Consider the following 22,281-nt stretch of genomic DNA (forward strand, 5'->3'; position numbering starts at 1 on the left):
CAATGACTTTTGCCAAACCGCCTAAAGCTCAGTAAATTCAGCAAAGTTCAGGGTTTTGGGGGTTAGAGGCATGCTCTGCAGGAGGGTTAGCGCAGGTTGAGTTGGGGCTGCAAATTAAAGGAGTGCCCCGGCACCATCACGTAGACGTCGGGGATGTTGGTGGGCTCCAGGCTTTGCAGGGCTAACCCTTCGATGTTGGAGCGCAGGGCGTTGTTGATGGTGGCTTCCAGTTGGGACAAAACCTGCGCCTCGTTGCCCTGAGTAGCCAAGCCAGGAAACTGGCTGTACACGGCGCGCGCCAAGCTGCTGGCCAAGGGGAGCTGGATCAGGGTGAGGTTGGATCCCCCCAGCTGGGGGCCCAAGGTGTTGGCCCGACCGCGGATGCCCAAAGCTTGGAGGGCATTGGCCGTTTGGCTGACGGGGATGGTGCAAGTATCCATCTTGTAAACGGGCACTGAGGCCATGGTCAGAGCAGAAACGCTGGTCAGTTGCACCACAGTAAAGGAGGCAGTGCCGTTATAGGCAAAGCAAAAATCGCGAAAGGCTGCGGGCACATTGGCAGCGCGGATGGGGCGCTCATCGTCAAAGCCGCCCGACTCGGCGAAGATGTTGCGGATAGCGAATCCCCCGAAGAAGGCCAGCAGGGCCACCACCAGCAGGATCGTCAGATCGGAGGAGGAGACCCCCCCGCTGGAGCTGCCGCCTCGCCCACCACCGCCATATCCCCCACCGCCAACATAGCTGGAGGTGTAGCCGTAAGCCGCGGAACGGCTGTAGTCACTGCGGTAGCCGGATTCCCCAAGGACTCCGTCCCGCTTACGCGAGCGGCCAGCAAAGGACTCCGTCCCGCTACCGCGAAAGGCAGAGGAACGGGCGGATCCGTCGTAACCTCGGCTGCCGGAGACAGAACGGCGGGGAACTAGCGCTTGCCCAGGGCGCTCACCGGCTCCTCCTGCAGCGGCTTTCTGCCCCCCCTTTTCGCTGTCAACACGAGACCCCTCGTCTCGGCCAGTCTGGGGGGAGCGGTTGGAAGGGCGAGAAGTGGCCCCTTGCGCGGACTCCCTGTAGCTATCCCGCCCATTCTCCAAGGACTCCGTCCCGCTACCGCGAACGTCCAGCCAATCCTCTGCGCCTGCAAAGGTTGAGCCCTCTTCCGGCAAAGGGGGTGGGGAACGACGACTTTGCCGCTCCCTTCCTTCACCAGAGTTTGCAACCGAGGAGACCGCGGCTTCCTCACCGGCAGAATCCGGGGAATGGCGGCTGGGATCGGGGGCAGCAGTCCGTTCCGCTGCTGCAATGGGATCTTGATCCTCAAACTCAGAAAAACCCATAGTTCTTCGAGCGCTCCCCTCAGCTGCCAAGGCAAGACGGCTTTCAATTTCACTCCCCCGAAGGGAAGGGACTATTGTATGCTAGCAGCTCCCCAGCCAGGACATCGGGGGCTATTGCTGGGATCCAAGCCAGCCCATACGCTTCTCCAGGAGAGGCAACTGCGCTTTCAAGGCGCGCAAGGCTCGGCCTCGGTGGCCGATGGCCTCTTTTTGAGCTGGGCTCATCTCGGCAAAGGTTAGCCCCACTTCGGGCACCCAAAACAGGGGGTCATAGCCAAACCCCCCCTCTCCCCGCGGCTGGGTCAAGACCTCTCCCGAGCATACCCCTTCCACCAGGGCATGCACTACACCTTGGGGATCCACCAGGGCGATGGCGCAGTGAAAGGTGGCCCGGCGATTTGGGATCCCTTCCATTTCCCTGAGCAACCGCTCGATGCGGGCAGCGTCGCTGGGGGCATAGCGAGCCGAGTGGATCCCAGGGACGCCGCCAAGGGCTTCTACCGCTAGGCCGGAATCGTCGGCAATGGCCCACTCCCCCAGAGACTTGGCCACGGCTCTGGCTTTGAGAAGGGCATTTTCGGCAAAGGTGGTGCCGGTTTCTTCCACCTCAATTTCTGAGGGCATGCGGCGCAGCTCCCAAGCAGGGGCATGGGCCTGGAAAAAGGCATTGAACTCGCGCCATTTGCCGGGGCTACTGCTGGCCAAGATCAAAGGACGGGTCATGGAAGGTTCCTACGAGTGGAAATCTGAGGAGGCGGAAGGCTGTCCAAGGGCTTCCTGCCTAATGGATCTCGAGAACCATGTTGTGCAGGGCTGTGTTAATCACCAGGGTGGATCCCCATCGCTCTACCTTGCCCCCATCCCAGTGCATGTGTCCGCAGATGTAGTAGCGGGGCTGCAGCTGTTCCAAAAGGGGGCGCAAAGTGGGCGTACAGCGGTGATACCACTTCCCCCCCTCATCCAAAAGGCCCCGCGGCGGAGCGTGGGTCAGCAGCAGGTCAATGGGTCGGGGGGGCTGACTGTAGAGGGTGAGCAGCTCCTGCAAATGGGCGGAGGTGAGAGACCAGCTCCAACCACAGGGGGGAGTCCAGGGCACAGCCAAAACCTGTAACCCCAGCCACTCAAAGCAGCAGGACTGGGTGATGGCCCGCCCCCAACAGCCAACCAGCGAATTCAAAACCGAAGCTGTTGGATCGTGGTTGCCAGGTAAAAAGAGCCAGGGTTTGCCCAGGCTCTCCACTGCCGCCAAAAAGGATTGCAGATGAACCACCTCTGCTTGGGCTGCCGGATGAAAGCCCTGGGTGGCCTTGCGGGAAGGTTTGCCGGCCTTGGAACAGAAATCCCCGCAGTTGATGTAAGCATCCACCTCCGGCAGATGGGCAAGGGCCTGCCGGATCAGCCGAGGGCTGCCGTGGTAGTCAGAGCCGAGCAGCAGTTTAATCCCCATGGGCCTCTGCAGCAGAAGAATCCAGGTGGGATCCCTGAAGCAGGGCGGCAACCTGCTGCCAGGAGCTGCTGTACCAAGCCTGCTGGGCTTCCAGTTCTTCGTCGAGGGATCCCGTGGGGCCAAAATCCGGGCAGGCGTACCCCAGGGAGCGTAATCCTGCCACCAACACTGCCGGAGACAGCCACCACTGCTGGGCCAAGCGCAGCAGATCCACCTGGCTGCGGGTTTGCAGGTATTGGCGGAGCTGGCGTTGCAAGCTGGCAGCGGAGGGCAGGGGCACCGCTTGCTGATGGACGGCAATCAACAGCTCGCTGCTGGGGGTGCAACAGAGCAGCCACTTGAGGTGATCCAGAGAAGGGGGCCAGCTCCACAACCAGAGTTGATCATAGCGGTGGCCGGCTTGGGGACGGTCGTAGTGGAGAGTCAGGTACCGCCGTTCGCGATAGCGGGCCGTAGGCCTTGAAGACAAGACCAGCGAGGGGCGGCGGAAGCCGTAGAACAGGATGGTTCCCTGCGCCTGAGGCCAGAGGACAGAAAATCGGTCTACAGCTTGCCAACGCAAAGGCTGGGTGGGCTGGGGGGTGGGGCGCCAGATCAACAGAGGTGAGGGCTCTGTCCCCCTCTGGGAGCCAGTCGAGGGCTTGGAGTTGGGCATGGGAGGAGTGGCATCCAGAGAGGCGGGGGAGATGGGAGACTTGCTCCCATCAGGGGTGCGGGGCGCTGTTTTCTCGAGAGGGGGGTTGCCGGCAGTGGCAGCCTCTTGGGCAGGTCGAATCCCGACAATTTCCAGCTCCAGTTGGGTTTCTCCCTGCCATGTTTTGGCCTTGAGCGTGTAGGCTACATCAACTCGCTCCGGCAGCGGATGGGTTTCCGCTCCCCGCCAACGGATAGCCCAGAGGGGGCGCTGTGGCCTCGGGTTTGTGCTCCCCACTGCTGACCCGTTCGCCAAAGTGTTGCCCAAAGCGTTGCCCAGCGATAACCCATCAGTGTCGTAACTGGAGGTTTTGACAGCTGAGTCGCTCCTGCCCGGACAAGAGGACTCCGTCCGAGTAGCACGTAACCCATGGGAGCGTTGCGTAGGGAGAGCAGGATCCCGGAGCAGCAGCTTCAGGTGGCCGGGAACTGGGCCAAATCGCTGCTGTTGCAGAACCTGCAGGTTGCGGCTGTAGAAGACCGGCTCAGGGTTGCCGATACCACAGGGCTGCAGATGCTGCAGCTCTCGATAGAGGTCAAGGGTGAGATCTGACAGCGACACTTCTGCATCGATTTGCACCAGTGGCTGGATCTGCTCCGGCTGCAATTGCTGTTGGGCAAACTGCCGCAATCGTTTTTCAAGAAGAGGCCAGTTTTCCGCTTTCAGGCTAAATCCCCCGGCAGCCGGGTGGCCGCCGTGCTTGTGGAAGAGATCCTTGCAAAACTCCAACGCTTGAAACACGTCAAACTCGGGGATCCCCTGCCGCGCCGAGCCACTGATCTCCCCTTGCCGCGACTGGCTGCCGATGAACACCGGACAGCCAAAACGCTCTGCCAACCGCGAGGCCACAATGCCGATCACCCCTTTATGCCATTTCTGCTGAGGGGATCCCAAAATTGTTAACACCCGCTCCTGTTGCAGATCTCGGCCTTGCTGGGCAATTTGCTCTAGGGCTTCTGCCTCGATGCGCTCGCACATCTGCTGCCGCACCTGGTTGAGCCGTTCGCAGCGGCGGGCCAGTTTCTCTGCCTGCTGGGGATCGTCGGTAATCAGCAACTGGATCCCCATTCTCGCCCGGCCAATTCGCCCAACGGCGTTGATGCGGGGCCCCAGGCCAAACCCAATCCACTCAGGCCGCAGCCCCTCCAGGGATCCCTGCATGCCCATCACCTGCAGAAGGGCGCGGATCCCTGCCACCTGGGAGGTGGGCAAAAGGTTCAGCCCCTGCCGCACCCAAAGGCGGTTAACCCCCGTCAGCGGCGCCAGATCGGCAATGGTGCCCACAGTAAACAGTTCCAGGGCCACCCGCTGCAGATGGCCATCACCACGGCGCTCGGCCAGCGCCTGGGCCAGGAGGTAGGCAACTCCCACCCCGGCCATCCCCCGATAGGGAGAAGAAACGGGGAGCTGCTTGGGATTGAGGATGGCATCGGCAGGGGGCAACTGGGGCGGCAAGTCGTGGTGATCCGTCACGATTACCGTCAAGCCCAGAGCTTTGGCCAGTTGGATGGGCTCGTGGGCGGAGATGCCGTTGTCCACGGTGAGAATGAGGCGCACCCCCTCTCGGTGCAGCTCTTGCACCATGCGGCTGTTGAGGCCATAGCCCTCCGTCATGCGGCTGGGGATGCGGTAATGCACGGGTGCTCCGCAACCGGAAGGAGTGCCCCGCAAAGCCCTCAACAGCAGGGCCGTGCTGGTCATGCCGTCGGCATCGTAGTCGCCGCAAATGGCGATGGGCTCTTGTCGGCGAATCGCCTCGTCCAGCAAGTCCACCGCCAGGGGCAAATCGGCAAAATCCTGGCTGGGTGGAGGCAGGTGGGCGGGATCCGGCTGCAGGTACTGCCGCACGGCAGCAGGGCTGGAGAGGCCGCGATTGAGCAAGATCTGGGCCAACACAGGCGAGATCCCCACTGCCTCGGCCAAGCTCTGGGCAGCCAACTTGTCCACAGGATGAAACAGCCAGCGTTGAGCAGGGATCCCGGCCATAGGGAAGGGCGGGGCTTGGATGGGGATAGAGGGTAGGCAGTGCTACAGTTGGCCTATAGGGTATCCTTTTGACGTTAGCTCAAAACGCTCCTCTGAATCTTTCCTGCCGCCGATGTATTCTCTGCTGCTTACCTATGGTCTTAACCCGCTGACAGGCTTAAAGCTGTTGGTCAAGTCCTCTGAGCAGACCTCTCTGTGGACACTGGCCCAGCAGCTTTGGGGCCGCCCCGGATCTCGGCGACGCAGGCCGCGCCTACAAATCTCGTTAGGCCGCTTGGTGCCAGAGCAAACCGAGCACTTGTCCAAGTTGGAAGTGCTGCTGCGTCTGCGGTTTTTCATTGCCCTCGAAGCGGAAACTCCAGAGAGTGCTGCCCACCACTGTCGCGAACGGTTCTTGCTTCCTTCCGGCCAGGGATCTGCCATTCAGCTTGCCCGCTACACAGAGGGCTCGCAGCAGTACAAGACGGAGATCATCCGCTTTGCCCTGGGGGGATCCCGCACCCTTGTGGCGAGGACTCCATCCCGCCGCCGTCGCCTCTGAAACAAACTCCCCGACAAGCCATAGCGATAGAGTCTTGCCAGCCTGTCTATACTGGAGATGCACTAGATCTGTGTTTCTCCCGTGAACCCAACTGGGCTGCATCTTTGCGGTGGCAGTGCGGAGCATTCTATCGGTGGTGGGCGGCATCTGCAAGCCCATCCCTGGCACAGCCTTGCCCAAACTTCGGCTTACGCTAGCTTTGAGTTGTCCTTCCCGCAAGGGGGTGAACTGCGAGCTCTGGCACTGTGGGGGATCCCCGCAGGCCCAGGCAAAGACTCCATCCCGGATGCAGAGGTTTGAGTTGCCGCCAATCCCGCCAGAGGAGATGGATCCCATGTGCAACGCCCGTAAGGACTACGGCTGGCCAAAGTGCTCCGCACTCCTGTTGCCAGCGCAACCGGCCCTCTTTGCCGGATCCCTGGCGGCCTTTGCCCTTGTGCTCCACGCCGTTAATGGGAACGTCCTGCCGGCTGCTTTGGCCCTGACCCGTTACCAAGTGCATGTACTGGCGGATGGGGCGGCGGAGTTGGCTCAGGTGCGCACCCAGGTGCCGGATGCCTATTTTGTGCAAGGGGATGGGCAGGTTTTCATTCTGGCGGGGACGTTCATCAACCGTAGCCATGCTCAACGCCGTCAGGCCGACTTGGAACGGCTGGGGTTATCGGTGCGGGTGGTGAGCCGCCAAGAGACGGATCCCCCTCTGCCCCCTGCTTTTCCTGCCCAAGCAGCACCCAGCCGCCCTGCTGCCAGCTCAAAAGCCTCTGTGCCGCCGACGCCAACCGCTCCGCCCTTGGATCCCCAGCGTCCCTTTGCCACCCACGTGCCCAACCCCACCGGTGATCCCCGTTTGGAAGAACGGGTGCGCCGCTTCTTTCCAGGAGCCACTGTGGTGCAGTACCGCGGCCAGGTTGCTTTGCAAACGGGAACCTTCTCCCGCCTGTCGTTGGCCCAGGATCAAGCCCGCTGGCTAACCGCTCAGGGGTTACCGGCAGTGGCGGTGTCGCTGGTAGGAGAAAATGCGGGCCAGGATCCCATCTCCAACCCAGCACAAGGAGAGCGCTATTGGGTGTTGGTGGCCGATCCCACCGGGGAGAAATGGCCTGCGCTAAAACAACTCCTAGAGGGATCCCTGCCCTTGATCTACGATGACCTGCGGGTGGTGCGCACAGGTGGGTTTGCCGACCCTGCTGCTGCCGCCGAGCAGGTGCGTTACTTGGCCGGCCAAGGCTACGAAGCGGGGATCTTCCCCGCCGATCTGCGCCGCTCTCAGCCTCTTTTGCAAGCGGATCCCGTCTCCTCCTCGCCTGCCCAGGCTGTTCCTCCTGGGGAAGAAGGTGGCAGCGGATTTTGGGTGGTGGTGCCGGCTGGGGAAGAGGCCCTACCCAAGCTGCAACAGTTTGCCCCTGATGCCTTCCTGCGGGGCTCAGTGATTCAGGTGGGCACCTACCGGCAACGGGCCAACGCCGAACAGGCGCGGCGCTCTCTGGCCGAAGCAGGGTTCGATGCCCGCATCCTGCCCGTGGAGTAGCCAAGAGCCACTTCCGCCATAAACGCTCTCCTCCTTCCCTGCCGTTGGGGATCCCCATTCGGCCCAAATGGCGACTTGGGTGAGTTTCTGCTTTTGACATACTCCCCACCCTACTGGCTTGTCAAAGCCTACAGCCCGCTTGGGCGAATAGAGCGGTTGACTACCCTGCCACTGCCCTGAGCCTACCGTAAAGCCCTCCTCAAGGACGGAGCGTTTGGGCAACTGGGCTAAGAAGGATAGGCCAGCCGTTGCACCACCTGTTTGCAATACACCACCTGTTTCAATAGCAGTGCGGAGCATTTTTCCTAGAGGGCTTGCTTAGCCTGCTGCAGCGTCTGCTCAAACACCTCCAGCGGCTGCGCACCGGAGAAGGCAATGCCGTTCAAGATGAAATGGGGAGTGCCACCGATGCCCAGTTGAGAGGCCAAGTCAATATCTCGCTGAATGGCGCGCTCTGCCGCCCGACTGCGCCGATCCCGATTGAATTTTTCTATATTCAGGCCCAGCTTCTCAGCAGTGGCCACATAAAACCCATCCCCAAGCTGGGATTGGTTGGCAAACAGCTCGTCGTGAAACTCCCAGAACTTACCTTGACGTTGGGCGGCCCAAGCAGCCCGGGCAGCCGACATCGCTTCTGGGTGGATGCTGGTCAGGGGCAGGTGCTTGTACACCAAGGTCACCTCATCCCCGTGGTCGGCCATGAACTGCTTGAGGGTGCTGTGGGCGCGGGCGCAGAAGGGGCATTGAAAATCGGAGAACTCCACCAACACTAACCGCAGAGCGTCGGATCCCAGTCGAGGGGAATCTCCGATGACGGCGCGTGGGTTCTCCCGCAGTTGACGGCCAAATTCTTCCGCCAGCCGCTGCTGTTGTTGCTGCTGCTCCTGGTACTGTCGCTGCTGGTATTCCTGTACGGCCTCCAGAATCACCTGGGGGTTCTTTCGAATGATCTGCAGCACCTGCTCTTCCAAATCTGCCGGGGCAGCCGCCGCCGCTGGTAGGAAAACCGGAGCTCCACTTCCCACTCCCAGCAGAACCGTCAGCCCGAACAAAAGTCCAGCCCGGGCCAAGCTCCGCCCCCAAGCGCGAAAAATCCTCACCAGCCTATGCATCCCAACCCCCCTCTCAAACATGCCTAGAGCCGTCGCAACTCACCCAGCCTACCGTCAGATCCCAACAGTGTCTATCACTCGTTCGGGGGGGTTAGGAATTGGTGACCTGCAGAAGCTGCTCCTTGATCCGCTGCAACTGGCTGGCCCAGCGGGGATCCGGCTCAGAGGCTGCCTCACTTTCGGCGACGACGGTGGAGCGCCCACCCTTATTGCCGCGCTGGCGTTGCTTTTTGCTGGGGGCAGGGTTTTCTGCCGACTCTTTAGAGCCCTTGGCCTCAGAATCTCTGGACGCTCTGGAATCTTTGGAACCTCTGGACTCTTTGGATGAAGGCTCAGAGGTCGCTGTTTTGGATTCGCCTTCTTCCCCTCGGTCGCGCGGCTGGGCGAGCTCAATGCGCAAGTTGACATCCCCAAAGCTGTGGCCGTTGAACTTTTCGATGTACTGCTGCGCCTGCTCTTCGGTGTTCACCGTTACAAAGCCGAAGCCGCGGCATTTGCCTGTCTTCCGATCCCGGATCACCTTGGTGGAAATGACCTCACCGGCAGAGCGAAAGAGCTTCTCCAGTGCCTGACGATCCACCTCTTCCGGCAGATTTCCAACATACAGACGCACAGGCATGATCCAGCGAAGCTCCTAATCGAAATAACAAAAGGCCAAAATGCAAAGCGCTACATCTAGGGCGCTCAAGCCCATAACATCAAACCCGGAACCCGGTAGTCCATTGTCACACCATAGCGCGCCGCAAAGCGCAACCCTTGGCAATCACGAAGCTATTTTTTAATTTACCTCAACCTGGAGCCGCGAAGACGAGGAGAACGGTTTTTGTGAACGACTGCTTTGTACAGCCGGTTTGTACAGCCGGTTTGTACAGCCGGCTTTTGCAGCTAAGCTAAGCCGGTGTTGTTCAGGCGATCCCGATGTTGAAAAGGTCGCGCCTGGGGGCCTGTGTAGTCGGCTACAAGATGTCCTTGCCCTCGCAGTTGGTAGCGGTAAGTCACCAAGCCTTCCAAGCCCACCGGGCCGCGCGGCGGCAGTTTTTGGGTGCTGATGCCCACTTCTGCCCCAAAGCCGTAGCGAAACCCGTCGGCAAAGCGGGTGGAAGCGTTGTGAAAGACCCCCGCTGCATCTACTTCATCCAAAAATCGCCGGGCAGCAGCGGCATCCTCGGTTACAATCGCTTCGGTATGGCGGGATCCGTACTGCTGGATGTGGGCAATGGCCTCGTCAAGGGAGTCAACCATCTTGATCGCGAGGATCAAGTCGGCATACTCGGTGCTCCAGTCGTCCTCGGTGGCCGGGATCAGATCGGGCACCAGCTCGCGGCAGAGGGGATCCCCCCGCAATTCCACCCCCTTTTCCCGCAGGGCCTTGACCGCCAGAGGCAAAAAGTGGGGGGCTATGGCCTTGTGGACCAACAGGGTCTCGATGGCATTGCAGGCGGCGGGGTACTGGGTTTTGCTGTCCACCGTCAGCTTGATCGCCATGTCCACATCCGCTGCCCGATCCACGTACAGGTGACACAGGCCATCGGCATGGCCCAATACCGGGATGCGGGTATTCTCCAGGATGTAGCGGACAAAGCTGCTGGAGCCGCGGGGGATGATCAGGTCTACCAGCCCCTCCAGTTGCAGTAGGGCCTTGACCTCGGCGCGGCTGGTGAGCAACTGCAGGGATCCCTGGGGAAACTCTGGGATCTGCTGCAGGCCCGCCTGGATGGCCGCCATCAAGGCTTGACAGGAGAGCAAAGCTTCGGATCCCCCCTTGAGCAAGACGCTATTGCCGGTTTTCACCGCCAGGGCAGCAATTTGCACCAAAGCATCGGGCCGCGACTCGAAGATCACCCCCAGGACCCCCAAAGGGTAGGTGCGCCGTTCCAAAATTAGCCCCTCGTCCAGTTCCCGGATCAGCAAAGCTCGGCCTACCGGATCCCCCAGCCGGATCACCTGCCGCACTCCGGCCACCATGTCGGCCAGTTTGTGGGCATCCAGCTTCAGGCGAGCATAGGCAGATGCCGACAACTCCCCGGCTTTCACCATCTCCGCCGCCCGCTCCAAATCCGCCCGGTTGGCGGCCAAGATAGACTCTTGGTGCTCCAACAAGGCAGTGGCCATGGCCTCTAGAGCGGCATTCTTAATAGCCGTGGGCAAGGTGGCCGTGTGTTGGGCAGCAGCGCGGGCCAACTGCACTTGGGACAGCAGCGGGCGCTCTGAGGCAGAGGCAAGCGAGCTGGGGCAATCGGTGGCAAGGGACATAGAGTCAGAAAGGGGGCAAAGTGCCCATTTGGAAGAAAAGGGTTGCGATGATAGGTTGTAACAAAGTTGTGTTGAACTGTGATCCTAGAAGCACCCCCGGCAGGGATCCCTATGCTAGGTTGGGCACAGTCGGTTGGGGTTATCTGTAGCCTACCAAAATCCGGATCCCACTTGCTGCGGCAGGGGAGCCCTTCATCGCTCTCGATGCTTCTAAGCTGAAGTTCGCATAGGGGAAGACCCTTGCTCGAAACCCAGTTCCCTGACAATTAGAGATCGACAATTAGAGATCCACCTCTGGAGATCCACCTCGTCAACCTTGACTTTTAGCGCCTTCCAGGAGAGCCAATGAGAAAGCGTGGGTTTGTGGTCAGTGCAACGGCTGCAGTGATGACAGCGGTATCGCTGGTCGGCGTGCAGCTATCTATGCCGGGTTGGGCGGGGTTTCGCCGGGATCCCAAAGAGGTGGTGGACGAGGTTTGGCAAATTGTCAATCGGGAATATGTGGATCCGTCTTTTAATTCCCTGGATTGGGAAGCGGTGCGGCGGGATCTGCTCAGCCGAGAGTATGCCACCCGAGAAGATGCCTACGCGGCCATCCGGGAAGCCCTGAAGAAACTGAACGATCCCTACACCCGATTTCTGGATCCGGATCAGTTTGCCAGCATGCAAATCGATACATCCGGTGAGCTGACCGGGGTGGGGATCACGCTGGGCATGGATCAGGAGACAAACGAGCTGGTGGTGATCTCCCCCATTGAAGGGTCTCCTGCCGACCGGGCTGGGATCAAATCCAAAGACGTGATCGTGCGCATCGACGACAAGTCCACCGAAGGCATGGACACCAACGCTGCAGTCAACCTCATTCGGGGCGAGCCGGGTACGCGGGTGCGGCTGACCATTCGCCGCGAGGGGGAAGGGCTAAAGGTGTTCGATTTGGTGCGGGAAAGAATTGAGCTGGCCACCGTGCGCTACGAGGTTCACGAGGAAAACGGCCTGCCCATTGGCTATATCCGGATTACCCAGTTTTCCGGCAACGCCGCCGAGAAGATGCGCCAAGCCATTCGCGAGCTGGAAAAACAAGGGGTAGCCGCCTACGTTCTGGATTTGCGCGCCAACCCAGGGGGCCTGCTCTACTCCAGCGCCGAGATTGCCCGCATGTGGATTAACCGGGGCAGCATTGTCTCGACGGTGAACCGCCAAGGGGAGCAGGATCGCCTGACGGCCAACAACACGGCCCTTACCGATAAACCTTTGGCCGTTTTGGTGGATGGTGGCTCGGCCAGCGCCAGCGAGATTCTGTCGGGGGCTCTGCAGGATAACCGTCGCGCCGTGATTGTCGGCACGCAAACTTTCGGCAAGGGCCTGGTGCAGTCGGTGCATCCCCTGTCCGATGGATCTGGGCTGGCGGTAACCATTGCCCGTTATCGCACTCCCAACGGTAACGACATCGACCACAAGGGCATTACCCCCGACATTTTGGTGGAATTGTCCGAGGAAGATCTGAAGCGGCTCAGCCAGAACCGAGAGCTGGTGGCCACCCCAGCCGACCCACAGTACGCTGCTGCCATCCAGGCTCTGCAGGCTCAGATCTCTGCCCGTCGGCAGCAGGCCCAAGAGGCCATTCGTTCTTCTTCACGTTAGCCGGTGTTGGGAGCGGTTTTGATGGGTTTGAGATGGACATTCCTGAAGCCGTGGTTGAGGGAATGGCCAAACCCTTGAGGACTGTCCACCAACCCTGGGTTGAAAATGCTTTTATTGTTTCTGTAGGTGGCGCGTAGCACAATGGCGGGGTCGAAGATCGCGGGATCCATGAATTTGGTCGGACGGGATCTGCTCAAGCTCAGCGACCTAACCCCGGCGGAGCTGTCGGCCCTGCTAGCCCAGGCGGCTGAGTTAAAGCGGGATCCCTATCGGGTGGAGCTGCGGGGTCGGGTGTTGGGGCTGTTGTTTCAGAAGGCTTCTACCCGCACCCGCGCCAGTTTTACGGCAGCCATGGCCCAATGCGGGGGCAGCACCCTCGATCTGGTGCCGACAGTGATGCAGGTGAGCCGCGGCGAACCCCTGCAGGATACGGCCCGCGTCCTCTCCCGCTACCTGGATGTGATCGCCATTCGCACCTACCACCAGAAGGAACTGGAAACCTTTGCCGAGTATGCCGATATTCCGGTGATCAACGCCCTCACCGATCAGTTTCACCCCTGTCAGGTGTTGGCCGATCTGCTCACCATTCAGGAGAACTTTGGCCAACTGGCGGGCCTGACCCTGGCCTATTGCGGCGATGGCAATAACGTTGCCCACTCCCTGCTGTTGGGTTGTGCCATGAGCGGGATCCACATCCGCGTCGCCACCCCCCCCGGTTACGAGCCGGATGCGGCAGTGGTGGAGCAAGCCCGCACTCTGGCCCAGGGATCCCAGGTGTTGGTGCTGCAGGATCCCCAGGAAGCCGTCTCTGGATCCCAGGTGGTCTATACCGACGTGTGGGCCAGCATGGGTCAAGAAGCTGAGGCCGAGGCCCGCAAGGCCACCTTTCTGCCCTACCAGGTCAATGCCGAGCTGATGCAACAGGCAGATCCGGAAGCCATTGTGCTGCACTGCCTGCCGGCCCACCGGGAAGAGGAAATCACCACTGAAGTATTGGAGGGATCCCAGTCCCGCGTGTGGGATCAGGCGGAAAATCGCCTACATGTGCAAAAGGCACTCCTGATTCAGGTGCTGGGCGCAGGATGACCCCTCACCCCCAGGCTAGAGAGCGGGTTAGCAAATGAGCTTACCGGAAAACTGGGTCTATGGTCATTTCGATTTAAACCAGGACACTGCACCCACACCCCAAACGTTGGTCGCGTCGGCGTTGCAGAGCAATAGCGTTGCGGAGCGATAATGCAGAGGGCCAGAAGGTTTTTCAAGGACTCCGTCCCGCTGGCGCGACCAGTAGCCTAGGCGTCTCACCCTAACCTGAAATGACTATATTTGACAAAACTGGCCCAAATCCTAAGCTGGCTACCGATTACTGCTGGGGCGGCGGGCGGCAATTGCCAGGCTGACATTGGGCACCCGCTGCAGAGTATCCATCACCTCCACCACCTTGCCGTGGGAGAGGGCCAAATCGGCGTTGATCACCACCAAGCGCCGCCCTTCAGCCGGCTTCTCGGCCAGGATGCGTTCCACTGCCGGGATCAGGGCAGAAATATCGGCAATTTTCTCCTGATTGACGGCAATCTGTCCTTCCGCCGTCACGCTCACCGTTACATCCGGCTGCAGACGAACTTCGGCTGTGGTCGCGTCCGGCAGGTTCACATCCAGAGCCTCGGAGCGGGTGAGCACCAAGCTGGCGATCACGAAAAACACCAAGATCGAAAAAATGACATCGATCAAAGGCACGATGTTGATCTCGCCGGATCTAAAGTTTTCTTCCGGGATTCGCATAGGCTACGAGGGCTCAAGCGACGAGTAAGGGGGAAGGGTAGAGCTGCCGCTGGGGCTGGGCTTTGTGTAGGGGTACTGAGAAAGCTGCTGGGCCTGCATTTCTTGCCGTTGCCGATGCAGCAGTTCCAGCTCGCCGCCGTACTCCTGGATCTTGGAAAGTTGCCGCAGGTACAAAGAGCGGAAGACATTGGAGATCAGCAGAGTGGGAATGGCCACGATCAGCCCAAAGGCCGTCGAGTACAGGGCTTCGGCGATCCCCTGACCTACCCCCTGCGTATCGGTGCCGCCGATATCCCCCAGTTGGATGGAGCTGAGGATCTGGATGATGCCGGTAACGGTGCCCAGCAAGCCCAGGAAAGGGGCGACGGTAATCACGGTGTCGAAGACCGTGTTGAAGCGCTTTAGCAGGGGCACCTCTGCCGCCAAGGCGGTTTCCAGGGCCAACTTAAAATCTTCCGGGCTGGCCTCGTTCAGCTCCAGCCCGGCCAAAAAGATGCGGGCAATCGGCAAATCGGCATTTTGCTCCAGCAAATACTGGGCAGCGCGCGGGTTGCGCCGGTACTGACTCAGGGCCTGCCGCACCACCTCCTCCTGCCGATGGGTGATCTTCCACCAAAACAGCACCCGCTCAATGCAACAGGCCACCGAGAAGACCGAGAACGTCAACAGGGGGATGGAGTAATACCAACCCTGGATCATGAGCTGCAAGACTCTATCCATCGATCCTGATTCCCCCCTCCAAGCGGCAATTTACGCTCATCTTGTCATAGCACTTTCTCGGCAGGGCTGGGATCCCTTCTTGCGCGGCGAAGGTTGCACCTTTTGGCAATTTTGCCCCCATGCCGGATCTCATCTCGTCAATTGTCAATCCAGAGGGCATACTGGTTGCAACAATTTTGGATCCCGAGGGCGTGAATTATGAAATTCAGACGCTGGTTGGGTCTTTGCTGCGCCGGCTTGATGGCCTTGCTGTTGACGGCTTGCGGCAAGGGATCCGCCCCCTACGACAGCATCGTGGTCAATTTTGTAAACACGGCCACCCCCAGTCAGATTGCTGCTATCGCTAAAGAGTATCACTTGACGCTCCGCCCCAGCAGCGACAGCGCTTTTGCCCGCCAAGAAGCGATCTACCTGTTTGACGTGGATGCCAACCACCTGGGATCCACGCGGCGGCTGGTTAAGCGGCTCACCGACGAAGCCTTGATCGAGTATGCTCACCCCAACTATCAATTCCAGGCGGCTTTCGTGCCCAACGACCGCCTCTATCCCCAGCAATGGAACCTCAGGGCCATCCGCATGCCGGAAGCCTGGGACATCTCCCAAGGGGAAGGGGTGACGGTAGCCGTGGTGGACACGGGAGTAACACGAGTGCCGGATCTAGCCCAAACCCAATTTGTTAAGGGCTACGACTTTGTGGATGACGATGAGGAGCCGGAAGACCTCAACGGCCACGGCACCCATGTGGCGGGAACCATCGCCCAATCCACCAACAATGTCTTGGGTGTAGCCGGCATTGCCTTCAAGGCCAAGATCATGCCGGTACGGGTGTTGGATGCCAATGGCTTTGGATCCCTGTCGGATGTGGTGGAAGGGATCCGCTATGCTGCCGACCACGGGGCTACGATCATCAACCTCAGCCTGGGTAGCCGCGCTTCTGCCCAACTGATGGAAGAGGCAGTGGCCTATGCCCATAGCAAAGGGGTGACGGTGATCGCAGCCGCCGGCAACGAAAACTCCAACCAGGTGAGCTACCCGGCCCGCTACCCGCATGTGATCGCCGTCTCGGCCACGGGGCCCAACGGGGAAAAAGCTCCCTACTCCAACTATGGGGTGGGGGTGGACATCTCTGCCCCCGGCGGAGCCAAAACTCCCGATCACCCCGAATACGGCATCCTGCAGCAAACCATCAATCGTCGTAACCCCAACGAGCCGGTCTTTGCCTACTTCCAAGGCACCAGCATGGCCACTCCCCACGTAGCCGGTGTGGCAGCTCTGATCCAGGCTCAGGGCATCAAAGACCCGGACAAGGTGGAGGAAGTGCTGAAAATGTCGGCTACCCCAGTGCCCGGCGACAAACAGAACTTCTACGGGGCTGGTCGTTTGGATGCAGCCAAGGCGCTGGCCAGGGCCACAGGGCAACAGGAGGAAAACCCCTTGGTGCTCTGGTTGAAGGACTTCCTGCAGTACCTGAACAACAATGGCTACCTCAACCCGCGCTTCTGGTTCGATGGTGGCCCGATTGCTCTGGTGCCGAAGCTGCTGATGGTGGTGGGCGGCTACATTATCCTGGTGCTGATCCGCTGGTGGCTGGCTCCCAAGCGGCTGCTGCAGACGGTGCCTTTGCTGGCTGGGATGCTTTTGGGCAGTGCCGGTCTTTTCCCCTTGCAGGGGTTGGCGATTGTCGGTGGCCCCCGTTGGCCCTTCCAATTGGCGGGTAGCTCCCTGCCGGAGTTGGGCACCGCCTTTGCCCAGACCAATGCCTTGAACCCCCTATTTGCCAGCGTGTTGATCCCAGGCCTGTTGATGTTGCTGCTCCTGGGCCATCGGCGCTGGCGCTGGGCGGTGATCGGCCTGTGCATCGGCATGGCCTCGCATCTGCTCTTGTCCGGATCCCTGTTCTATGAGGGGGTGCTATGGCTTGGATCCTCTGCTTGGTTGGGTCGCTCCTTCTTGCTCTTCAATGGCTTGCTCTGCCTGGGCCTGGCCTACTTGGGAGCGCAAGCGTCTACGGAATCTCAGTCCACGGCAACCGGGCTGGCGCTGAGGCGGTGATGCAAGAGTACAGCGGTACCATCCAGTTCCTGGATATTGAAGGGGGGGTGTGGGTGCTAACCCTGCCTTCCGGCGAGCACTACGCCCTTTTCCGTGCCCCCAAAGAGCTCTTGCAAGAGGGGCTAGAGGTCACCATCCAGGGACAGATCAAAGAAGACATGGTGACGGTGGCTCAGGTAGGGCCGGTTTTGGAAGTCAGGAGCTTCCGGCGGCAGCCCTAGCTTGGCTTGCGGCTCCGGCCAAATAAAATCGGGGATCCCTGTTTGGGGATCCCTGCTTTTCTGGAGTGCTTTTATGTCATTTCGATTCAAACTAAGGCACTCACCCACACCTAAAACCACCTAAAACGCTGGTCGCGTCGTCGCGTCAGCGTTGCGGAGCAATAACGCATGGGGTCAGAAGGCTTTTTTCAGCAGCCCAGGCGTCTCACCCTAACCTGAAACGACGCTATTCGCCAAAGAGAGAAGGGATCCCCACTAGGAAAACGCAGCCTCCAGCTCCTGCAGCGTCTTTTTCACCTTGGCTTGGGCTGCTTCCACCTCAGGTTGGTCATAGGCTTTGGCAGCAAAGTCCAGTTGTTCCAAGCTGCGGCCCATCTCCTTGGCCAGGCGCAGCACTTCCCGCTTTTGCTTATCCGGCAGGGTAGCCGCCAGGCCGGTCAAGGTCTTACGAGTGAGTCCCATCGGCCCGTGGATGTAGGAGCGAATCTCCAACCAGTCCTCCGCCTCCACCAGGCTTTGCAGTCGCTCCACCTGTTGCTCCAGTTGTTGCAGCTCTCGGGGCAGGACAGCAGCCGCTTGCACAGGAAGGGATCCCAGCCATAGCCCCAGTGTCAGGATGGCAACCAGCAACACACTCCGCCAGCGACAGATCATCACACACCTCCCACATGCCTGCAACAGGCTTGATTTCTTGGCCATCATTGGGCAACCAAATGAATAGTTTACCTGCTGGCTGCACCCCAACCCCTTGGCCGCCTCTCGAAGAGCCCAACAAATCGGTTAGGCTAGAGCTGTAAAAGAATGTAAACGACACTCTCATGCAACGCATCATCCTCATGACCGGCAAGGGTGGAGTCGGCAAAACCTCGATGGCGGCGGCGACCGGCTGGCGTTGTGCCGAGATCGGCCTGAAAACTCTGGTGCTGAGCACAGATCCGGCTCACTCTCTGGCCGATAGCTTCGATCAGCCCTTGGGCCACGAGCCGGTCGAGGTCAAACCCAACCTTTGGGGAGCGGAGTTGGACGCCCTCAACGAACTGGAGCTGAATTGGGGATCCGTCAAAACCTACATTACCCAGGTGTTGCAGGCGCGAGGGCTAGATGGGGTGCAGGCACAGGAGCTGGCGATTTTGCCAGGGATGGATGAGATCTTTGCCCTAGTGCGGGTGAATCGCCATTACGACGAAGGCAAGTTCGATGTGTTGATCATCGACTCGGCCCCTACAGGCACGGCCCTGCGCCTCTTGAGCCTGCCGGATGTTTCTGGCTGGTACATGCGCAGGTTCTACAAACCCCTGCAGGGGCTGGCGCAAATGCTGCGTCCTATTGCCGAGCCGATTGTGAAGGGGCTGACCGGGATCCCGCTGCCGAATGACCAGGTGCTGGATGCTCCTTATGAGTTCTATCAGAAGATTGAGCGGCTGGAGCGCATCCTCACCAACAACCGCATCACCTCCGTGCGGCTGGTCACTAACCCCGAAAAGATGGTGATCAAAGAATCGCTGCGGGCCCACGCCTACCTCAGCCTTTACGGGGTGGCCACCGATTTGGTGATTGCCAACCGCATCTTGCCCGATGGAGTGGTGGATCCCTACTTTGCCGCCTGGAAGGCTGCCCAGCAAAGATATCGGCAGGAAATCCACGAAAACTTTGCCCCCCTGCCGGTCTTCGAGATCCCGCTGTACTCCGAGGAGTTGGTGGGGTGGGATGCCCTGGCCCGCCTGAAAAAAGACCTCTGGGGGGATCGCAACCCGGCGGACGTGCTCTATGCCGAGCAAACTCTGAATGTGGTGACCGACAACGGCCAGTACCGACTGGATCTTTACCTGCCCGGGATCCCGAAAGAGCGGGTGGAATTGACCAAAACCGGGGATGAGCTGAACATCCGCATCGGCAACCACCGCCGCAACTTGGTGCTGCCTCAGACTTTGGCGGCCATGACCCCGGCCCGCGCCAAGATGGAAGAAGACTACCTGCGCATTCATTTTGCCGCTTGAGCCTGTAGCCGCTAACAGGCCCGTTTCGCTTACTTTTGGGTCCCCGAACGTGAAGTTGACCTTCTGGGCTTTTTTCAAGCGCATACAAGCCCACGCTCTTCCGTCTCCACCTCGACCCTGGTCGCGTCAGTGTTGAACGGCAACGACGCAGCGACAGCGCAAGATGGCACAATGAAAAAATCCCCCACCTCTAAAGATTGATCGCCAAGGATCCCTCCACAGAAGAGCATGAGATCATGCTGTTGCTTCGTATCTTCCTGGTGGCTCTCCTCATCGCTTTGACAGGTTGGTTTTCCCCTCCCGCCAGCGCCCTGCTCAACGACGACCGTTACGATGGCAACATCTTTGCCCTCTACGGGGCCAACGGCGGCATGATCCCCCCCCGCGTCTCCCTGAAGCAGGCGAAAGAGCAAGGGATCCCGGCCCTCCTCGTGTATTACATCGATGACAGTAGCGATTGCAAAAAATACGCCGCCACCATTGCCAACCTGCAGGTTCGCTACGGGCTGGGGGTCTATTTCATCCCCTATTCCGTCGATTCCCTCCTGCCCGGCGACGAGCGCGGCCAATACTACACCGGACAAGTGCCTCAAACCCTCCTCTTCGACCCAGAGGGAAATATCGTCTATCAATCCGTCGGCAACCGCCCCATCACCGAGGTGGAAAACGCTATTCGCGCCCTCTTCAAGTTGGATCCCGTTCCCCCAGGGCTGATCAAAGCCAAACCCTTCAACGAGATCCAAACCGGATTTGCCGGATCCCGTTCTCCCCAAGCCTACCCCCCTACAAAGGCCCAGCCGTGACGGCCAACCCCAATCGCGATAGCGGGACGGAATCCTTTCCCTCCGATTCTCTCGAGGCTCTGCAGGAAAAACTCCAGAGTCTCCAGGCTCGCCTTGCCGATCTGCGGGAACTGGAGCGCATGGCCCAGCTTTCCCCTGAACAATGGGCTGAAATCCAAGCCGAAGCCAGCCAACTGGAGCAACGCCTCCAGGCTTATGTGCTAGAGGTGTTTAATCCTGTCCCTGCCACCTTTTGGCAGGTGGTGCGCTTCGGCGGCCTTGGCCTGCTGCTCGGCATTGCCCTGCAGCGCTGGGTGCTGAGCTAGCCTACCCCTTAGGATAGAAAAGCTCTCGGATCCCGGAGCTCTTGTCCATGCGCATGCGACGTTCCAAGCCGTTTAGTCTTGACCGCATGACCTCCCGTTTTCTGCCTCTGGTCATTTCGATTCAAACTAGGACACTAAACCCATAAACCCAATGTTGATTATACGCGGCTAGAAGGCTTCTCTCACTCTCAATGGCCCAGGCGCCTCACTCTAACCTGAAACGACTATAAGACGATAGCTAAGTTGGCCGTGATAGGCTCAACAAGAGAGTTATTCCCACCATCAAACTCCCCCAAATCCAAACAACCTGTCGCAGCAGCCCCAAACTTTCCTGCACCACTTGCGGGGTCAAAGGGCGAGCCGGGATCCCCAATTTGGGTTTCACCTTCGGGATCCCGCGATAGAAATTGGTTCCCCCCAGTTGGATCTGCAGCCGCCAGGCAAAAGCCGCCTCGCTCCACCCGGAATTGGGGCTGGGATCCGCCTGCGCATCCTGACGACACCGCTGCCAAAACCCCCAGGGATCCCGGCTGAGCAGGGCCAGGGTGAGCACCGTCAGGCGGCAGGGCAGCCAAGTCAGCCCATCCTCACAGCGGGCCGGCACCGTGCCCAAATGGGTGAAGGGGGGATGGCGGTAGCCTACCATCGAATCCAGAGTGCTGCTGGCCTTGTAGGCCAAGGCCAAGGGTGCCCCTCCCAAGAAGGCGTAGAACAGAGGGGCAGTCGCTCCGTCGGGGGTATTTTCGGCCACCGTCTCAATCACCGCCCGCAAAATCTCCGGCTCCGTCAGGTGCTCTGTATCCCGCCCCACGTAGCGGCTGAGCCGTTGACGGGCCTCCGGCAGATCCCCTTTTTCCAAGGGATCCAACACCTCCAACGCAGCAAAGCGCAGGCTGCGCCCTCCCAGACAACTGGCCATGAGGGTTACCTGCATGAGGATCCCTGCCCAGGGATGGATGGCATTGCCAATGGCGACCAGCCCCCAGCCTATGCCGTAGGATCCCCCCACCAGAGCCAGGGTGAGCACTGCCCCGCCCCACCGTTGTGCTTGCGGAGTCGAACAGTGCTTGAGGATATAGCCTTGTCCCCAGGCAATTACAGCCCCCATCACCCGCACCGGATGAGGCCAACCCCAGGGATCCGCCAGCAGGTAATCCAATACCAAAGCTGCCGCCAGCACCAGCCCGGCAGTCGGTTGGGCCGGAAAAAACAGCCAGCCGCCGGGAAAGGGCTCCGTCCCACTAACGCGAAAGGACTCCGTCCCGCTAACGCGATCAAACCACAAATCCACTCTCCTGATCCTGAGCCGCTTGCCAGCTCCGGGCATCAAAATACAGATCTTCCAGAGTGGTTTCCTCCAACACCTGCTGCACCCGTCGAGCGATCCGCTGCCACAGGGCTTCCGTCACCCAGTCCAGCCGCTCCGCCGGATGCACGGCTGAAGGATTAGAACTGTCCATGAGAGGATCCAAGGATTCTCCCACTGCCGCCAAAATGGCGCTGATCGGGATCCGCCGCGGCGCCCGTGCCAACCGGTAGCCTCCCTGGGCCCCCCGTTGGGAACAAACCAAGCCGGCCTGGCGCAACTCAATCAGCAACTTTTCCAGGTAGGGAGCTGGGATCCCCTGTCGCTGAGCAATGGCCCGCACCGAAGCCATTTGCCCGGAGCCGAGCATCGCCAGATCCAACAAAGCTTTGATGCTATAGGTGGCCCGCGTTGTCAAGCGCACCGGGATCCCTCTCCGCAGCACTTCTCGATCCTGCCATAGGACTCCGTCCCGCTACCGCGAAAGGACTCCGTCCCGCTACCGCGAAAGGACTCCGTCCCGCTACCGCGAAAGGACTCCGTCCCGCTACCGCGAAAGGAC

At 60.0% G+C, this 22,281-nt stretch carries 22 protein-coding genes; 9 read left to right on the top strand and 13 right to left on the bottom strand.

Annotated features, from left to right (window positions below):
* Positions 1-86 precede the first annotated feature (86 nt).
* The 4 genes from NW842_RS09505 to recJ all read right to left on the bottom strand — a co-directional run bounded on the left by NW842_RS09505 (position 87) and on the right by recJ (position 5,458).
* Positions 87-1,331, bottom strand: coding sequence for a hypothetical protein (locus NW842_RS09505; RefSeq protein ID WP_414417920.1), 1,245 nt, complete (start codon positions 1,329-1,331; stop codon positions 87-89).
* 111 nt (positions 1,332-1,442) lie between these two features.
* Positions 1,443-2,054, bottom strand: a complete 612-nt coding sequence (gene rdgB / locus NW842_RS09510) for an RdgB/HAM1 family non-canonical purine NTP pyrophosphatase (RefSeq protein ID WP_414417921.1) — start codon at positions 2,052-2,054, stop codon at positions 1,443-1,445.
* Between the two features lie 58 nt (positions 2,055-2,112).
* The gene (locus tag NW842_RS09515; protein WP_414417922.1) at positions 2,113-2,778 is read right to left on the bottom strand and encodes a metallophosphoesterase family protein; all 666 of its coding nucleotides are present in this window, start codon (positions 2,776-2,778) and stop codon (positions 2,113-2,115) included.
* Positions 2,768-5,458, bottom strand: coding sequence for a single-stranded-DNA-specific exonuclease RecJ (recJ, locus tag NW842_RS09520; RefSeq protein ID WP_414417923.1), 2,691 nt, complete (start codon positions 5,456-5,458; stop codon positions 2,768-2,770). Before recJ ends, NW842_RS09515 begins: the two co-directional genes overlap by 11 nt.
* A gap of 112 nt (positions 5,459-5,570) precedes the next feature.
* Here recJ and NW842_RS09525 point away from each other — a divergent pair, with 112 nt between their 5' ends.
* Both NW842_RS09525 and NW842_RS09530 read left to right on the top strand, forming a co-directional pair.
* Complete coding sequence (locus NW842_RS09525) at positions 5,571-5,999, top strand: hypothetical protein (protein ID WP_414331038.1); 429 nt, start codon at positions 5,571-5,573, stop codon at positions 5,997-5,999.
* Positions 6,000-6,114: 115 nt separating this feature from the next.
* A complete protein-coding gene (locus NW842_RS09530; protein WP_414417924.1) occupies positions 6,115-7,527 on the top strand; it encodes an SPOR domain-containing protein in 1,413 nt (470 codons plus the stop codon).
* 305 nt (positions 7,528-7,832) lie between these two features.
* On the opposite strand, the gene NW842_RS09535 is transcribed toward NW842_RS09530, so the two are convergent.
* The 3 genes from NW842_RS09535 to NW842_RS09545 all read right to left on the bottom strand — a co-directional run bounded on the left by NW842_RS09535 (position 7,833) and on the right by NW842_RS09545 (position 10,892).
* The gene (locus tag NW842_RS09535) at positions 7,833-8,627 is read right to left on the bottom strand and encodes a DsbA family protein (protein ID WP_414387829.1); all 795 of its coding nucleotides are present in this window, start codon (positions 8,625-8,627) and stop codon (positions 7,833-7,835) included.
* A gap of 103 nt (positions 8,628-8,730) precedes the next feature.
* A complete protein-coding gene (locus tag NW842_RS09540; RefSeq protein WP_011432462.1) occupies positions 8,731-9,258 on the bottom strand; it encodes an RNA recognition motif domain-containing protein in 528 nt (175 codons plus the stop codon).
* Positions 9,259-9,524: 266 nt separating this feature from the next.
* A complete protein-coding gene (locus tag NW842_RS09545) occupies positions 9,525-10,892 on the bottom strand; it encodes a glutamate-5-semialdehyde dehydrogenase (protein ID WP_414417925.1) in 1,368 nt (455 codons plus the stop codon).
* Between the two features lie 345 nt (positions 10,893-11,237).
* On the opposite strand from NW842_RS09545, the gene ctpC reads away from it, so the two are divergent.
* Entirely contained in the window at positions 11,238-12,533 is a 1,296-nt protein-coding gene (gene ctpC, locus NW842_RS09550; protein WP_414357620.1) for a carboxyl-terminal processing protease CtpC, read from the top strand.
* On the opposite strand, the gene NW842_RS09555 is transcribed toward ctpC, so the two are convergent.
* Complete coding sequence (locus NW842_RS09555) at positions 12,530-12,703, bottom strand: hypothetical protein (protein ID WP_414357621.1); 174 nt, start codon at positions 12,701-12,703, stop codon at positions 12,530-12,532. The two genes, ctpC and NW842_RS09555, sit on opposite strands and share 4 nt — an antisense overlap.
* Between NW842_RS09555 and argF the strand changes: the two genes are divergently transcribed.
* Positions 12,702-13,619, top strand: coding sequence for an ornithine carbamoyltransferase (gene argF / locus NW842_RS09560; protein WP_414357622.1), 918 nt, complete (start codon positions 12,702-12,704; stop codon positions 13,617-13,619). The genes NW842_RS09555 and argF overlap by 2 nt on opposite strands.
* A 270-nt stretch (positions 13,620-13,889) precedes the next feature.
* Here the strand turns inward: argF and NW842_RS09565 are convergent, their stop codons facing one another.
* Together NW842_RS09565 and NW842_RS09570 are read right to left on the bottom strand one after the other, a co-directional pair.
* The gene (locus NW842_RS09565) at positions 13,890-14,315 is read right to left on the bottom strand and encodes an ExbD/TolR family protein (protein WP_414357623.1); all 426 of its coding nucleotides are present in this window, start codon (positions 14,313-14,315) and stop codon (positions 13,890-13,892) included.
* Positions 14,316-14,318: 3 nt separating this feature from the next.
* Complete coding sequence (locus NW842_RS09570; RefSeq protein WP_414357625.1) at positions 14,319-15,011, bottom strand: MotA/TolQ/ExbB proton channel family protein; 693 nt, start codon at positions 15,009-15,011, stop codon at positions 14,319-14,321.
* Positions 15,012-15,233: 222 nt separating this feature from the next.
* On the opposite strand from NW842_RS09570, the gene NW842_RS09575 reads away from it, so the two are divergent.
* Positions 15,234-17,087 carry a S8 family serine peptidase gene (locus NW842_RS09575; RefSeq protein ID WP_414417926.1) on the top strand — a complete coding sequence of 618 codons (1,854 nt, stop codon included), beginning with the start codon at positions 15,234-15,236 and terminating at the stop codon, positions 17,085-17,087.
* A complete protein-coding gene (locus NW842_RS09580; protein ID WP_414356853.1) occupies positions 17,087-17,308 on the top strand; it encodes a hypothetical protein in 222 nt (73 codons plus the stop codon). The genes NW842_RS09575 and NW842_RS09580 overlap by 1 nt, the downstream gene beginning before the upstream one ends.
* A gap of 255 nt (positions 17,309-17,563) precedes the next feature.
* On the opposite strand, the gene psbQ is transcribed toward NW842_RS09580, so the two are convergent.
* On the bottom strand, positions 17,564-17,962 hold the full coding sequence (psbQ, locus tag NW842_RS09585; RefSeq protein ID WP_414356854.1) for a photosystem II protein PsbQ: 399 nt from the start codon (positions 17,960-17,962) through the stop codon (positions 17,564-17,566).
* A gap of 164 nt (positions 17,963-18,126) precedes the next feature.
* On the opposite strand from psbQ, the gene NW842_RS09590 reads away from it, so the two are divergent.
* From NW842_RS09590 to NW842_RS09600, 3 genes are all read left to right on the top strand, one after another.
* Positions 18,127-19,305: a TRC40/GET3/ArsA family transport-energizing ATPase gene (locus NW842_RS09590; protein WP_414417927.1), complete on the top strand. Its 1,179-nt coding sequence runs from the start codon at positions 18,127-18,129 to the stop codon at positions 19,303-19,305.
* Between the two features lie 236 nt (positions 19,306-19,541).
* Positions 19,542-20,108 (top strand): thylakoid membrane photosystem I accumulation factor, encoded by a 567-nt coding sequence (locus tag NW842_RS09595; protein ID WP_011432764.1) that lies wholly within the window; start codon positions 19,542-19,544, stop codon positions 20,106-20,108.
* Positions 20,105-20,413, top strand: coding sequence for a hypothetical protein (locus NW842_RS09600; protein ID WP_414356858.1), 309 nt, complete (start codon positions 20,105-20,107; stop codon positions 20,411-20,413). Before NW842_RS09595 ends, NW842_RS09600 begins: the two co-directional genes overlap by 4 nt.
* A gap of 238 nt (positions 20,414-20,651) precedes the next feature.
* On the opposite strand, the gene cbiB is transcribed toward NW842_RS09600, so the two are convergent.
* Together cbiB and NW842_RS09610 are read right to left on the bottom strand one after the other, a co-directional pair.
* Positions 20,652-21,704, bottom strand: a complete 1,053-nt coding sequence (gene cbiB / locus NW842_RS09605; protein WP_414356860.1) for an adenosylcobinamide-phosphate synthase CbiB — start codon at positions 21,702-21,704, stop codon at positions 20,652-20,654.
* Positions 21,688-22,143: an Rrf2 family transcriptional regulator gene (locus NW842_RS09610; protein ID WP_414407776.1), complete on the bottom strand. Its 456-nt coding sequence runs from the start codon at positions 22,141-22,143 to the stop codon at positions 21,688-21,690. The genes cbiB and NW842_RS09610 overlap by 17 nt, the downstream gene beginning before the upstream one ends.
* Positions 22,144-22,281: the final 138 nt, after the last annotated feature.

The organism is Synechococcus sp. R55.4 (genome assembly GCF_047461935.1).
Lineage (GTDB): Bacteria > Cyanobacteriota > Cyanobacteriia > Thermostichales > Thermostichaceae > Thermostichus.

Coding starts and splice junctions, on each gene's coding strand:
- NW842_RS09505 (WP_414417920.1), bottom strand. CDS start 1,331: ATGGGTTTTTCTGAGTTTGAGGATCAAGATCCCATTGCAGCAGCGGAA.
- rdgB (WP_414417921.1), bottom strand. CDS start 2,054: ATGACCCGTCCTTTGATCTTGGCCAGCAGTAGCCCCGGCAAATGGCGC.
- NW842_RS09515 (WP_414417922.1), bottom strand. CDS start 2,778: ATGGGGATTAAACTGCTGCTCGGCTCTGACTACCACGGCAGCCCTCGG.
- recJ (WP_414417923.1), bottom strand. CDS start 5,458: ATGGCCGGGATCCCTGCTCAACGCTGGCTGTTTCATCCTGTGGACAAG.
- NW842_RS09525 (WP_414331038.1), top strand. CDS start 5,571: ATGTATTCTCTGCTGCTTACCTATGGTCTTAACCCGCTGACAGGCTTA.
- NW842_RS09540 (WP_011432462.1), bottom strand. CDS start 9,258: ATGCCTGTGCGTCTGTATGTTGGAAATCTGCCGGAAGAGGTGGATCGT.
- NW842_RS09545 (WP_414417925.1), bottom strand. CDS start 10,892: ATGTCCCTTGCCACCGATTGCCCCAGCTCGCTTGCCTCTGCCTCAGAG.
- ctpC (WP_414357620.1), top strand. CDS start 11,238: ATGAGAAAGCGTGGGTTTGTGGTCAGTGCAACGGCTGCAGTGATGACA.
- argF (WP_414357622.1), top strand. CDS start 12,702: ATGAATTTGGTCGGACGGGATCTGCTCAAGCTCAGCGACCTAACCCCG.
- NW842_RS09555 (WP_414357621.1), bottom strand. CDS start 12,703: ATGGATCCCGCGATCTTCGACCCCGCCATTGTGCTACGCGCCACCTAC.
- NW842_RS09565 (WP_414357623.1), bottom strand. CDS start 14,315: ATGCGAATCCCGGAAGAAAACTTTAGATCCGGCGAGATCAACATCGTG.
- NW842_RS09575 (WP_414417926.1), top strand. CDS start 15,234: ATGAAATTCAGACGCTGGTTGGGTCTTTGCTGCGCCGGCTTGATGGCC.
- NW842_RS09580 (WP_414356853.1), top strand. CDS start 17,087: ATGCAAGAGTACAGCGGTACCATCCAGTTCCTGGATATTGAAGGGGGG.
- psbQ (WP_414356854.1), bottom strand. CDS start 17,962: ATGATCTGTCGCTGGCGGAGTGTGTTGCTGGTTGCCATCCTGACACTG.
- NW842_RS09590 (WP_414417927.1), top strand. CDS start 18,127: ATGCAACGCATCATCCTCATGACCGGCAAGGGTGGAGTCGGCAAAACC.
- NW842_RS09595 (WP_011432764.1), top strand. CDS start 19,542: ATGCTGTTGCTTCGTATCTTCCTGGTGGCTCTCCTCATCGCTTTGACA.